The organism is Pseudomonas tehranensis, from assembly GCF_014268615.1.
Lineage (GTDB): Bacteria > Pseudomonadota > Gammaproteobacteria > Pseudomonadales > Pseudomonadaceae > Aquipseudomonas > Aquipseudomonas tehranensis.
Map to the genome: position 1 here is coordinate 1 of NZ_JABWQV010000150.1, position 11,742 is coordinate 11,742.

Annotated in this window: 13 protein-coding genes; all 13 read left to right on the forward strand. The window is 61.3% G+C overall.

Annotated features, from left to right (window positions below; all coding sequences use genetic code 11):
• Window positions 1-85: 85 nt before the first annotated feature.
• The 13 genes from HU811_RS18820 (at window position 86) to HU811_RS18880 (ending at window position 11,693) form a co-directional block, all read left to right on the forward strand.
• A complete protein-coding gene (locus HU811_RS18820) occupies window positions 86-661 on the forward strand; it encodes a phage tail assembly protein (protein ID WP_186657442.1) in 576 nt (191 codons plus the stop codon).
• Between the two features lie 127 nt (window positions 662-788).
• Window positions 789-2,885 carry a phage tail tape measure protein gene (locus tag HU811_RS18825; protein WP_186657443.1) on the forward strand — a complete coding sequence of 699 codons (2,097 nt, stop codon included), beginning with the start codon at window positions 789-791 and terminating at the stop codon, window positions 2,883-2,885.
• Window positions 2,885-3,268, forward strand: coding sequence for a phage tail protein (locus HU811_RS18830; protein WP_186657445.1), 384 nt, complete (start codon window positions 2,885-2,887; stop codon window positions 3,266-3,268). The genes HU811_RS18825 and HU811_RS18830 overlap by 1 nt, the downstream gene beginning before the upstream one ends.
• On the forward strand, window positions 3,261-3,473 hold the full coding sequence (locus HU811_RS18835; RefSeq protein ID WP_092401101.1) for a tail protein X: 213 nt from the start codon (window positions 3,261-3,263) through the stop codon (window positions 3,471-3,473). Before HU811_RS18830 ends, HU811_RS18835 begins: the two co-directional genes overlap by 8 nt.
• A gap of 9 nt (window positions 3,474-3,482) precedes the next feature.
• Window positions 3,483-4,499, forward strand: a complete 1,017-nt coding sequence (locus HU811_RS18840) for a contractile injection system protein, VgrG/Pvc8 family (RefSeq protein ID WP_186657447.1) — start codon at window positions 3,483-3,485, stop codon at window positions 4,497-4,499.
• 156 nt (window positions 4,500-4,655) lie between these two features.
• Window positions 4,656-5,240 carry a phage tail terminator protein gene (locus tag HU811_RS18845; protein WP_092454197.1) on the forward strand — a complete coding sequence of 195 codons (585 nt, stop codon included), beginning with the start codon at window positions 4,656-4,658 and terminating at the stop codon, window positions 5,238-5,240.
• The gene (locus HU811_RS18850; protein ID WP_047230004.1) at window positions 5,237-5,419 is read left to right on the forward strand and encodes a DUF2635 domain-containing protein; all 183 of its coding nucleotides are present in this window, start codon (window positions 5,237-5,239) and stop codon (window positions 5,417-5,419) included. The genes HU811_RS18845 and HU811_RS18850 overlap by 4 nt, the downstream gene beginning before the upstream one ends.
• The gene (locus tag HU811_RS18855) at window positions 5,419-6,915 is read left to right on the forward strand and encodes a phage tail sheath subtilisin-like domain-containing protein (RefSeq protein ID WP_186657448.1); all 1,497 of its coding nucleotides are present in this window, start codon (window positions 5,419-5,421) and stop codon (window positions 6,913-6,915) included. The genes HU811_RS18850 and HU811_RS18855 overlap by 1 nt, the downstream gene beginning before the upstream one ends.
• A gap of 163 nt (window positions 6,916-7,078) precedes the next feature.
• Window positions 7,079-7,426: a phage tail tube protein gene (locus tag HU811_RS18860; protein WP_003198314.1), complete on the forward strand. Its 348-nt coding sequence runs from the start codon at window positions 7,079-7,081 to the stop codon at window positions 7,424-7,426.
• A complete protein-coding gene (locus HU811_RS18865; RefSeq protein WP_047230006.1) occupies window positions 7,423-7,719 on the forward strand; it encodes a phage tail assembly protein in 297 nt (98 codons plus the stop codon). Before HU811_RS18860 ends, HU811_RS18865 begins: the two co-directional genes overlap by 4 nt.
• A gap of 130 nt (window positions 7,720-7,849) precedes the next feature.
• On the forward strand, window positions 7,850-9,424 hold the full coding sequence (locus HU811_RS18870) for a phage tail tape measure protein (RefSeq protein ID WP_186657449.1): 1,575 nt from the start codon (window positions 7,850-7,852) through the stop codon (window positions 9,422-9,424).
• Complete coding sequence (locus HU811_RS18875; protein WP_186657451.1) at window positions 9,411-10,649, forward strand: DNA circularization protein; 1,239 nt, start codon at window positions 9,411-9,413, stop codon at window positions 10,647-10,649. Before HU811_RS18870 ends, HU811_RS18875 begins: the two co-directional genes overlap by 14 nt.
• 3 nt (window positions 10,650-10,652) lie before the next feature.
• A complete protein-coding gene (locus HU811_RS18880) occupies window positions 10,653-11,693 on the forward strand; it encodes a phage baseplate assembly protein (protein WP_186657453.1) in 1,041 nt (346 codons plus the stop codon).
• Window positions 11,694-11,742: the final 49 nt, after the last annotated feature.

Genomic DNA, 11,742 nt, shown 5'->3' on the forward strand with positions numbered 1-11,742 from the left:
TCGCGAGCAGGCTCGCTCCCACAGGTTGCGTCCTCCACTGACCGGCACCGCGCAACTTCCCATGATTGACCAAGGAATTCATTTCATGTCCTGGACACCTCCTGTTCACGTCTTGCTGTCGCCGATCACCGCTGACGACGAGTCGCAAATCGAGCAGCTCCAACTCAAACCCTTGCTCTATGCGGCGCAGAAAGACGCCCTGGCCCGTGCCGGCGATGACGAGGACGATCAGTTTTTCGAATTGGCCAAACTCGCCACCGGCCTGTCGATCAAGGAGCTGGATCAGCTCAAGCGCCCGGACTACGTGAGCATTGCGCAGTACGTGCACGAGATGTCCACTCGCCCGACGTCCCACTTCCTGGAATCAACGGATGGCGCAGCAGTGGACCCCGACCAGATACAACTGCTCCAACCGCTCAACGTCGCTGGCCGCAGCCTGACCTCGCTGACCCTGGAAATGCCCGTGCTGCGAGCGACCAAGGCGATGAAAAAACTGAAGACGGCCAAGGAACGCGCCGAGTTCATCACCGCCCATTGCACCGGCCTGATGATCCCCGATCTGGATCTGCTGACCGTGCCCGACTGGACACAGCTTCAGGTACGCATCGACGATTTTTTAAACAAACCGGCGGACTTCTTTCGGAGCGCGACATCGAAGTGATCTTCGATGTGGTGCCGCTCATTTACGCAGTAAGTGAGGCAGAGATTCTGGAGTGGGACGTCGGCAAGGCATTACGCCGTTACGACATCGCGATCACTCGCCTTGGCGTGAAAAAGGAGTAGGGCGGATGGCAGAGACTCAGTATTCACTCAACGGTGCGCAGGTTAATCGCATCGAGCCGCCGCAACTCGGCAGAGCAGACGAGACATCGGGGACTGTCGGTTTCACTGATCCCCTATCGGGGCTGAACCTGGCATTGACCACGGCCAGTCTCGACGTCCGTCTGCTGGTGTTGGAGCAGGTAAAGCTGCGGGAAACCCTGGCATTACTGAACATTGCTCTGTCGGCGCAGCAGTCGCTGTGCAAAGCGAACGCGTCGGCGGCGGCAAGCAGCGGTTCAAAGTCAAAGCTCAAGGCCGAGGTTGAACAAAGTACGCCACCTGATCGCCGCAAGTCTTCCATGGCGCTTGAGCTGGCGATGGTTGAGCTTAATCTGGTGGCGAACCTTGGCAAAGATCAGCTCGCCGGCATGGCAATTGCCAACCTGAAGATGGCCAGCGAAAAACAGGTGGCCCTCAGTGGGGCGACCGCCGTGCAGTTGGCGCAGGTCGAACTGGCCGCGGCGAAAGCAGGCATCGGGAACGACCTAGAACCGGCTAAAAAGCAGGACGAGCTGTTGGCTTTCACTCGCGATAGCGCGGTGACGGCATCGGCGTTCAACCTTGACGTCAAGGCCGCCAGCGAGATGTTGTTGGGCTGGCGCACCGCGATGGGGCTGGACCGTGGACAACGCCTGAGCCTGGCGGATGCGACCAACCACCTTGGCAACAGCGGTTTGAATGTTACAACGGCCGATATCGGCTCTGTGGTGCAACGCGGTGGCGAGGTGGGCATTGCTGCTGGAATGACCCCGGAGCAGGTGGCAGCTCTCGCGGCGGCGTTCCTGAACAGTGGCGTAGACAAGGCGGGCGCCGAGGACGCTCTGAAAGGGTTCACCTCGGCGTTGGCCAAGGGGAATGCTGCTTCACCGCAGGATCGCAAGGCCTGGGCAGAACTGGACGCTGGACTCAATCCAGCGATGGTTGCCGACGGCCTGCGTACCGACGCCCCGGGAACCATCAATCTGGTGCTTGAAGCACTGAAGAAAAAACCTGTTGAAGAACAGCAATCGCTGACCCAGGTTCTGTTCGGCGATAACACCGCGATTCTTGAGCTGCTGAAAAAACCGCAAGACACCCAGAAGGCGTTTGCGCTGGTGTCCGAGCGGACCCCCGATGGGGCGCTGCCGAAATACGACGGCTCCGTAGCGAAAACTGCCGAAACGCTTGGGGGAACCTCGCAGGGGCGGTGGAATGCCCATGATGCGAGTCAGACCCGGCTGTCTTCGGCGGTTGGCAATGCGCTTATGCCGCTGAATGACGGTTTGACGGCCTCCCTCGATACGGTGACTGGAGGTTTGAGTTCGCTGGCAGAAGACTCGCCGAAGGCGGCTGCCGGGATTGCTCTTTTGTTCGCTGCCGTCGGGTCTTTGGTGGCCTTGGTTGGCAACGCGGTGTTGACGGAAGCGCTTTCGAGAGTGAGCAAGAAAACTCTCAATCAAGCTACCGCGCGACTGCCCGAGAGCGTCGGGGATGCACTTGCCGACGGGGATGAAGACATTCGCAAAGGTAAGAGCAAGCGAAGAAAGTCCCGCGCAACCAGAACTGGATCTCCAGGTGTCGCGCGCCGTTTGATGGGGGGCGCGGCCAGGATCGAACCCTTGGTCAGCAAAGCGGCTGCACCGCTGATGGTGCTCAGCGCCGGATACGATGCATACAAAGGTTTGCGCGATGGCGATGACAAGGCGGTTGGAGGCGCCGTCGGCGAGATAGCCGGAACGGTCGTGGGGGCGACGATAGGGTCATTTATTCTGCCTGGAATCGGCACGGCAATCGGTGGTTTCGTTGGCGGTATGGCCGGGTCATGGCTCGGCGAGCAACTGGTCACTCCCGCTGATCGGCTCAATGCCCCGGGGGAGGTGACAAAAGGCCTGAGCAGCACCCAGACAGCCACACAACAAAACACCATGACCGCAAACATCTATATCAACGGCCAGGACCAGGCAAGTGCCAGTCAGTTGGCCAACCTGGTGGCACAGCAGCTCTCGGCTCAATTCGCACTGACGACCATGCCCAACTCACTCGCCATGCGCAGTGATGCGGCCCTGACCGACGGAGGTACGTGATGCGTCAGCAAATGGCACTGGGCAGTTTCATTTTCGGTCTGTCCAGAAACTTCGCTTACCACTCCCTGGTCCGCACGTCGGACGGTGGTTGGAAAAGCATCGACATCCTCACCAGCAAACCCAAATCCAGTCAGGTCGGTCAAGGGCTGCAAGGGCTGACCATCACCGGCAAATCGATGTACGCGACCGCCATGGATCGACTCGATGAGCTGCGTGCATTACAGGCGCATCGCATGCCTGTGCCGTTGGTTGACGGCATCGGCCGCAACTGGGGGCTGTGGCAGATCAACAAGGTGTCGGAAACCCAGACCGACGTCATTGATGACGGCACTGCGATGGTGGTCGGCTGGGTGATTGAATTGACGGAGTTCGCCAATGCGTAGGGTTCGAAGTATTGCCGGTGATTCGGTGAATCTGTTGCTGTACCGCGAGCTTGAGCGTTGTGACGATGTCGCCGAAGAGGCTCTCTGGCGACTCAATCCGAAGCTGGCCGAGTGGGGGCCGGTATTGCCGGCCGGTGTATGGATTGTCCTGCCGGAAGTGGATCTGCAACCCGTCGCACCCACACCGGTTTCGGCCTGGGATTAAGGAGGCAACATGTCACTGGGTTTCACGCCAGCGGTGGAAATCTACGGTGCGAACGCGGCGCTGCTCAACGAACGCTTGCTCAGTTGGACGCACATCGACGCGGCGGGGATCGAGTCCGATCAACTGACGCTCACCATCAGCCTGGAAGGGCTTGAAGGATTGCCCAGCCTGGGCGGGAAAATCGGCCTGCGGGTTGGTTATCTGGAGTCGGGTCTGGTGGATAAAGGCGAGTTCGTCGTGACCCGGCGCACGCCAACTCTGTTTCCCCTGCGCCTGACGCTTGTCGCGACGGCGGCGCCGTTCAGTGCGGCCGATCAGACCGGTTTCAAGCAACGCCGATCCGTCAGTCATGGCCCGACGACCCTGGGCGCGCTGTTTCGTCAGCTGACTTCCAGACACGGGTTTTCCCCGCGTGTGGCGCCGGACCTGGCGCTGATAAAAATCGAGCACATCGATCAGTCCAACGAAACCGACATGGGTTTTCTGACACGACTGGCTCATCGTTATGATGCCGTCGCCAAGCCGGTCAACGAGCTGTATGTGCTGGCGCGCCGGGGGCAGGCGAAGTCTTTGTCGGGCAAAGTCCTGCCAGAGACAAAGCTGTCGGTGACGACGAGTAACCGCCCGGGCGATAACGCTTTTATCTCCGCCGTCCTGGATGACACCGCCCGGGCGAAATACCAGGGCTGCAAGGCCAGTTGGTGGGATGCGAAGGCGGGGAAAATGCGGGTCGAGGAGAGCGGCATCGCGCCGTTCAAGACCCTTCGCCAGCGCTTTCAAAGCGCCAACGATGCCCGCGCCGCCGGAGAAGGCGAGGTACGCCGGATGATGCGCGAAGCACTCAAGGTGGCGATCGAATGCCCCGGCAATCCAGGCTTGTGCGCCGAAGGCATCGTGCTGTTGGACGCCTCCTGGCCGGACTTCATGCGCGGTCGCTGGTCGATCGACAAAGTCACCGCCAGCGGCGACCGGGAAAAAAGCTATCGCTGCAAGATTGATGCGACCTGCCTGGATGCCAGGGCCTGAGGTGCTCCCTTCCAAAACACCGCTGACCCTGTGGGAGCGAGCCTGCTCGCGATGAGGCCGTCATAGCCAGCATTGATGGTGCCTGACACACCGCTATCGCGAGCAGGCTCGCTCCCACAGTTTCTGACTGCGATTCCATACAACTGGAGCACCTCCATGAAGATCACCCCGATCCTCACGCAACTGCGCGAGCAATGTCCGACGCTCGCCAATCGCGTGGCGGCAGGTTTTGACCTCGCCACGTTGCAAGCCGACACGCCACTGCAAACCCCTTGCGCCTATGTCCTGCCAAGCGCCGACATTGCCAGCAAGAACGCCGCCCAGAACGCCACGCTGCAAACGGTGCGTGACCGTTTCGACACCGTATTGGTGCTCGACGCCACCGATGCGACAAAAGCGCTGGATCTGTTGCACGACCTGCGCGCCGAACTGTGGCGGGCACTGGTGGGTTTCAAGCCCGGTGGCGACTACACCGGCATCGAGTACGACGGCAGTGAACTGGTTTCCATCAATAGCAGCCGCGTGTCGTACCGGCTGCACTTTTTCGCCGAGTTCCAGCTGGGCCGCAATCTGGCGAGCCAGCCTGCCGAAAGCTGGCACGAGCGTGAACTGGACGGCTTGTCGTCCTTTAGCGGGGCCACCGTGCGGGTCGATGCCATCGACCCGGCGGACCCCAACCTGAAGCGTCCCGGGCCCGATGGGCGCGTGGAACTGACTTTCTCTGGAGACGTAACCCCATGAGCAAACGCATCACCGTGCTGCCGGCCCCGGGCCGTGCCGTACCGGACCCGGAAGCGGGCGATCTGTTGCCCCTCGAGGGCCGTGAAGTACCGGACAGCGCCTGGTGGCGTCGACGTCTGGCCGATGGCGATATCACTACCAAAACCGTGAAAGCGGCAAAACCACAGGGAGCCAAATAATGGCGATCGGATTCAGCAACATTCCCGCGGACATTCGTGTTCCGCTGTTCTACGCCGAAATGGACAACTCGGCGGCCAATAGCGCGTCATCGGCCATGCGCCGGTTGATCGTGGCTCAGGTCAACGACAACGTGGCGCCGGCCGAGGTCGGCAAACTGGTGCTGGTGTCCAGCGTCGCGCTGGCCAAAAACATCGGCGGTCAAGGTTCGATGCTTGCCTCGATGTACGAAACCTGGCGCAAGACTGACCCGTTGGGTGAGATCTGGTGCTTGCCGCTGCACAACGTCGAAGGTTCCATCGCCCAAGGCATGCTGACCCTGACCGGCGTCGCCACTCAAAGCGGTCTTCTTAATCTTTATGTGGGTGGTGTGCGTGTTCAAGCCGCCATCGTCAATGGTGCGACTGCAGCTCAAGCCGCCACTGCGCTGGCTCTGAAAATCAACGCGACCGCCGACCTGCCGGTGATCGCTGCGGCCGCCGAGGGTGTCGTGACGCTGAGCGCCAAATGGACCGGCGACAGCGGCAACGACATCAGCCTGCAATTCAATCGTCTGGGCAAGAGCAATGGCGAAGACACCCCTGCTGGCCTGATCACCGCCATCACGGCAATGACCGGTGGCGCGGGTGTGCCGGACCAGACTGCCGCCGTCGCGGCCCTGGGTGACGAGCCATTCGAGTTCATCGCCATGCCGTGGTCCGATGTGGCGAGCCTCAACACCTGGCAAGCGGTCATGGACGACAGCACGGGTCGCTGGTCCTGGGCCAAGCAGTTGTTCGGCCATGTCTACAGCGCCAAGCGCGGCACCATCGGCACTCTGGTGGCGGCCGGTCAGGCGCGTAACGACCAGCACATGACCCTCCAGGCCCTGGAGCTGGGCGTACCGCAACCGTTCTGGGTCCAGGCCGCTGCGTTGGCCGCCCGTACTGCGGTGTTCATCTCCGCTGACGCCAGCCGTCCGACCCAGAGCGGCAGTTTGCCAGGCTTGGATCCGGCACCGGCCAGCGAGCGTTTCACCCTGACCGAGCGTCAGTCGTTGCTCAACTACGGCATTGCCACGGCGTATTACGAAGGTGGCTACGTGCGCATTCAGCGCTCGATCACCACGTATCAAAAAAATGCCTTCGGCCAGGCTGACAATTCCTATCTGGACAGCGAAACCATGCACCAGTCGGCGTTCATCGTGCGTCGCCTGCAAAGCGTGATCACCAGTAAATACGGGCGGCACAAACTGGCTGCCGACGGCACCCGTTTCGGCGCCGGCCAACCGATCGTGACGCCGAGCACCATTCGCGGCGAGTTGATTGCCCAGTACGCCAAGCTGGAGTTGGAAGGTCACGTAGAAAACGCCGAGCTGTTCGCCGAGCACCTGGTGGTCGAGCGTGACAGCCAGGACCCGAGCCGGGTCAATGTGCTGTTCCCGCCCGATTACATCAATGGCCTGCGGGTGTTCGCACTGCTCAACCAATTCCGTCTGCAATACGACGACGCCGCCTGACTGTGGCGAGGGAGCTCGCTCCCGCTGAGTTGCGCAGCAACCCCAAAACAGAGCTGGCGCTACGTAATGCAGCGTCAGCCCGGTCAAGCGGGAGCAAGCTCCCTCGCCACAATGATCTACACAAATCCTAAGTGAACAGCTTTTATTCGAAGGGAGAAACACCATGGGTCAACTGATTGCGGGCACCTGCTACGTCAAAGTGGACGGCGCTCAACTGACCATCAATGGCGGCTGCGAAGCACCGCTGATGTTTACCAAACGCGAAACCGTCGTACCGGGTTTCTACAAGGAAACCGACATTGCACCGTCCTTCAAGGTGACGGCCCTGCACACGGCGGATTTCCCGCTCAAGCAACTGGTCGCTGGCACCGACATGACCGTCACCTGCGAATTCAACAACGGCAAGGTCTACGTGCTGGCCGGCGCTTATCTGGTGGAAGAGCCGGTCTCCAAGGGCGACGACGCCACCATCGAACTGAAATTCGAAGGCATCAAGGGGACTTGGCAATGAGCGATGTCGTGACGCTGCGCGTGGCCATCGAGGCCCACGGCGAGCCGCTGAGCGAACTGACCTTGCGCCGTCCGACGGTGCAAGAAGTCCGGGCGATCAAGGCGCTGCCGTACAAGATCGACAAGAGCGAGGAGGTGAGCCTGGACATGGACGTCGCGGCCAAGTACATCGCGGTCTGCGCCGGCATCCCGCCGTCGTCGGTCAACCAGTTGGACCTGGCAGACCTCAACGCATTGAGCTGGGCCGTCGCGAGTTTTTTCATGAGTGCGGCGTCGCAGCCATCGGCGACCTGATCGCAGCCGCCTATGACCTGGCCTGGTTCTGGAAGGTTGACCCCGAACAGATGATGGCCAGGCCACTGGATGTGCTCCGCGAGTCCCTGGAGCACGCGCAACGGATCAATGCGATGCAGCAGGTGCAGTGATGGCAGAGACACAGAAGCTAGAGAAAAAAGCAGTGCTGCTGACCGGCATCGATGAGCTGTCGCCCAAGCTTGCCAGCCTTCGGGCCAAGGTCGCCAGCTTCAAACAGAACCTCGATGCCACGGGCCTTGGCAGCCTGGATATTTCCGCTCTGCTCCCCGAGGGCGGCCTGGCCAAACCGTTCATGGAGGGGCTCAAGTCAGCAGACGCGTTCAAAGGTGAAGTCGGCGCGGCCAACGCGGCGGCCAGCAGCTTGAAGGCCCCTGAAGCGCCGCGTGTGGCGGCACAGAGCCTGGATGGATTGAAGACTTCCATCAGCAATGTGTCGGTGCAGTTCGGTTCGGCCCTGGGGCCGGCGGTCAACGCGGCGGCAGCCAGCTTGCAGCCGATGGTCACGGGTGTGGCCCAGGTGCTGCAGGACAACCCGCAATTGGTACAGGGCCTGGCGACAGGCGTCGTGGCGTTCAATGCGATTCAAACGGCGGTCAGCGGTGCGAGCCAGGCGCTGGAAGTGGTCAACCTGGCCTTGAAGATGAACCCCATCGGCTTGATTGCCATGGGCATCGCCTTGGCGGCCGGGATGATCATCGCTAACTGGACACCGATCTCGGCGTTCTTCTCCGGGCTTTGGCAGAAGCTGGCGCCGATCGTCATGCCGATGGTCGAGTTCTTCAAGACGGTGTTCGCCTTCACCCCGATGGGGCAGGTGATCAGCCATTGGGGACCGATCAGCAGTTTTTTCGGCACGCTCTGGAATGTGATCGTGGCGGCGGCGACGCCGATTATCGGTTTCATGCAGACGTTGTTTGCCTGGTCACCCTTGGGTTTGATCATCAGCAATTGGGCGCCCTTGACCGGGTTGTTCGCAGCGATCTGGGATCTGCTCAGGGCACTGACGGTGCCGGTGATGGACGCCTTGAAAGGCCTGTTCGACTGGACGCCGCTGGGGTTGATCATGGCCAACTGGGGCACGATTGGTGAAGTGTTCGCCGGCATCTGGGAAGGCATTCGCAATCAGGTGTCGATCATGCTGGCGGTGTTCAGCGGTTTGTTCGACTGGTCGCCCATTGAGGGCCTGACCAAACAGTGGGGACCTGTGGGGGAGTGGTTCAGCCAATGGTGGGATGAACTGCAGGGTGTGATTGCGCCGATCAAGGCGTTCTTCAACGGCGGCTTCGGCGAAATCATCACCTCGTTTACCGGCAAGGTCGAAGGACTGACCCAGGCGCAACAAAACACCAATGCCGAAGGAAAGGGTGAGCTGGCGCCGGCGTTTTTTGGCGGCGCCAGCGAACAGCCCTCGGGCCTGCCTTCCAGCCAGGCGCCAGTGTCGAGCAACTTGCCGGCGAAAACTGCGCTAGCGCCAGGTGCACTGCCGCAAACCTCCAGCGCCCTGGTGCAACAAAGCGCCGCCAACAACCGCACGCAGCTTGAAGGCGGCCTGACCGTGCGCTTCGAAAACGCGCCGGCCGGGTTGCGCGCCGACCCGCCGCAGACCAATCAACCGGCCCTGGCGGTGAGTTCGCGCATTGGCTATCGCTCACTTTCCACAGGAGGTTCCAATGAGCTGGCGTGATCGTTTGTTGCCGGCGTCGTTTCGCGGCGTCGGGTTCTGGGTCGATCAGGCGAAGACCCCGGTCGGCCATAAGGGCCAGTTGCATGAATATCCCCAACGTGACCAGCCATTCTTCGAAGGACTCGGTCAGCAAGCGAAGATTCATGAGCTGACCGCGTTCATCGTCGGACCCGATTGCCTAGAGCAGCGCGACAAGTTGCTTAAGGCCCTGGAGCAGGGCAGCGGCGAACTGGTGCATCCGTGGTTGGGGCGCCTGCAGGTCAAGGTGGGTGAGTGCGACATGACCCAGACCCGTCAGGATGGCGGCCTGGTGACGTTCGCTCTGAAGTTCTACCCCGACCAGCCGCTGCAATTCCCGTCGGCCGCGATCAACAGCCAGAAACTGTTGCTGGTTTCGGCTGACAGCTTTCTGGGTTCGGCGGTGCGGCGTTTCGAAGAGGCCATGACGTTGATCAAGGCCGCGCGGATCGGCATTGCTGACCTGCGCAACAGCCTTAAGGAGGTCTACGGCGTCATCGAGCAGGAACTCAAGCCGTTGATCGAGACTTATCGGCAACTCAGCGATCTGGTCAAGGCGGTGAAGGAGCTGCCCAGCGAAGTGGCCGCCGAGTTTAAAGGGTTGCTGGGGGACATCCGGGAATTGAAGGACTTTGCCCGTGACGGCTATCGCGGCGTGATTGCCAGCGTGTCGCAGCAGGTGGAAGCCATTCGCAAGGCGGACGCTCCCAAGCTCACCACTGGCAAAGACACCACGGCGGCGGCCCAGGCCGTGGCCGATCTGGTGCAGGACACGCTGTTGGTGCAGGCCGCGCAATGGATTGCGGCGATGCCGGTGGCGGCACCGGCGGTCAAGTTGGGCGCCACCCCATCGGTGGCGCAACAGGCGGTACAGCCGGTCCAGCGCCGGGACGTGCCGGTGGCTGATGATGTGCTGGCCCTGCGCGATGCCCTCAACGAGGTCATCTGGCAAGCCTCGCTCAAGGCCGACCCGGATCACTACCAGGCGCTGAACAACCTGCGTCAGCAAATGGCCGCGCACCTGACGGCGGTGGCGTCTTCCGGTGTCAGACTGATCAGCCTGTCGTTCAAGCAAAGCCTGCCGGCGCTGGTAGTGGCGTATCAGCAATTTGCCGATGCCACCCGGGTCACCGAAGTGACTCAGCGCAATGGCGTGGCTCACCCTGGTTTCCTGCCACCCAACGACCTGAAAGTATCGAGGGAATAAGCCATGAGCGAGCTCGACAACGCTGTCTCGCTCACGGTCGGCGGGCTGGATTACGGCGGCTGGAAAAGCGTGGAAATCAGTGCGGACCTGGAGCGGCAGTTCCGCACCTTCAAACTCGACATCACCTGGCAATGGCCGGGGCAGACCCAGTCTGTGCCAATTCGTCCGGGGGATGAATGTCAGGTGCGCATCGGTGCCGACCTGGTGCTCAGCGGCTACGTGTTCAAAGCCCCGGTCAGTTATGACGGGCGCCAGATCAGCCTGAGCATCGAGGGTGGCTCCAGGACCCAGGACTTGGTGGACTGCGCGGCGATCAATCGCCCGAGCCAATGGCGCGGGCAAACGGTGCTGAGCATTGTCCAGGCCCTGGCCTCGCAATATGGCGTGGGAGTGATCAGTGAGATCCCTGAAACCGCTCGGTTGAGCGAGCACAGCATCGTGCCGGGGGAAACGGTCTTTCAATCCATCGACCGTCTGCTGACGTTGTTTCGGGTGTTTTCCACTGACGACGCCGAAGGCCGCGTGTTGCTGGCTAAACCCGGTAGTGGCGGGCGAGCCAATGATGTGCTGGAACTGGGTAAAAACATTCTCTCGGGCAACGCAGCGATGGACTACAGCCAGGTGTTCTCCGAATACCGGGTCATCGGCCAGCACAAGGGTAATGATCAGCAGAGCGGGGCGGCGGTGAGCGAAGTCTCCGGCACCGCTACGGACCTGGGCTTCAAGCGCAAGCGGGTCACGGTGATCAGCGAAAGCGCGCAATTGACCTTCGAGCTGGCCCAGCAGCGAGCCGACTGGGAAAGCGCCATCCGCACTGGCAAGGCCCTGACCACGACCTACCGCGTGCAGGGCTGGCGTCAGGCCAATGGCGATTTGTGGCGGCATAACACCCTGGTGCGGGTGATCGACCCGGTGCTGTGGTTTGACGGCGACATGCTGATCTCCAAAGTGACGTATTCACTGTCTGCCCAAGGCTCCGTCACCACCCTGCAAGTCGCCCCGCCCCATACGTTCGACGCGAACCCGACGCCACCCAAATCCTGAGCCCAACGCAAAACTCCTGGTGGGAGCGGGCTTGCTCGCGAAAGCGGTG

What these genes read in the sequence shown, in the direction of transcription:
- HU811_RS18850 (WP_047230004.1), top strand. Translation starts at nt 5,237, where the DNA reads ATGAGCAAACGCATCACCGTGCTGCCGGCCCCGGGCCGTGCCGTACCG.
- HU811_RS18845 (WP_092454197.1), top strand. Translation starts at nt 4,656, where the DNA reads ATGAAGATCACCCCGATCCTCACGCAACTGCGCGAGCAATGTCCGACG.
- HU811_RS18835 (WP_092401101.1), top strand. Translation starts at nt 3,261, where the DNA reads ATGCGTAGGGTTCGAAGTATTGCCGGTGATTCGGTGAATCTGTTGCTG.
- HU811_RS18820 (WP_186657442.1), top strand. Translation starts at nt 86, where the DNA reads ATGTCCTGGACACCTCCTGTTCACGTCTTGCTGTCGCCGATCACCGCT.
- HU811_RS18875 (WP_186657451.1), top strand. Translation starts at nt 9,411, where the DNA reads ATGAGCTGGCGTGATCGTTTGTTGCCGGCGTCGTTTCGCGGCGTCGGG.
- HU811_RS18855 (WP_186657448.1), top strand. Translation starts at nt 5,419, where the DNA reads ATGGCGATCGGATTCAGCAACATTCCCGCGGACATTCGTGTTCCGCTG.
- HU811_RS18860 (WP_003198314.1), top strand. Translation starts at nt 7,079, where the DNA reads ATGGGTCAACTGATTGCGGGCACCTGCTACGTCAAAGTGGACGGCGCT.
- HU811_RS18870 (WP_186657449.1), top strand. Translation starts at nt 7,850, where the DNA reads ATGGCAGAGACACAGAAGCTAGAGAAAAAAGCAGTGCTGCTGACCGGC.
- HU811_RS18840 (WP_186657447.1), top strand. Translation starts at nt 3,483, where the DNA reads ATGTCACTGGGTTTCACGCCAGCGGTGGAAATCTACGGTGCGAACGCG.
- HU811_RS18830 (WP_186657445.1), top strand. Translation starts at nt 2,885, where the DNA reads ATGCGTCAGCAAATGGCACTGGGCAGTTTCATTTTCGGTCTGTCCAGA.
- HU811_RS18825 (WP_186657443.1), top strand. Translation starts at nt 789, where the DNA reads ATGGCAGAGACTCAGTATTCACTCAACGGTGCGCAGGTTAATCGCATC.
- HU811_RS18880 (WP_186657453.1), top strand. Translation starts at nt 10,653, where the DNA reads ATGAGCGAGCTCGACAACGCTGTCTCGCTCACGGTCGGCGGGCTGGAT.
- HU811_RS18865 (WP_047230006.1), top strand. Translation starts at nt 7,423, where the DNA reads ATGAGCGATGTCGTGACGCTGCGCGTGGCCATCGAGGCCCACGGCGAG.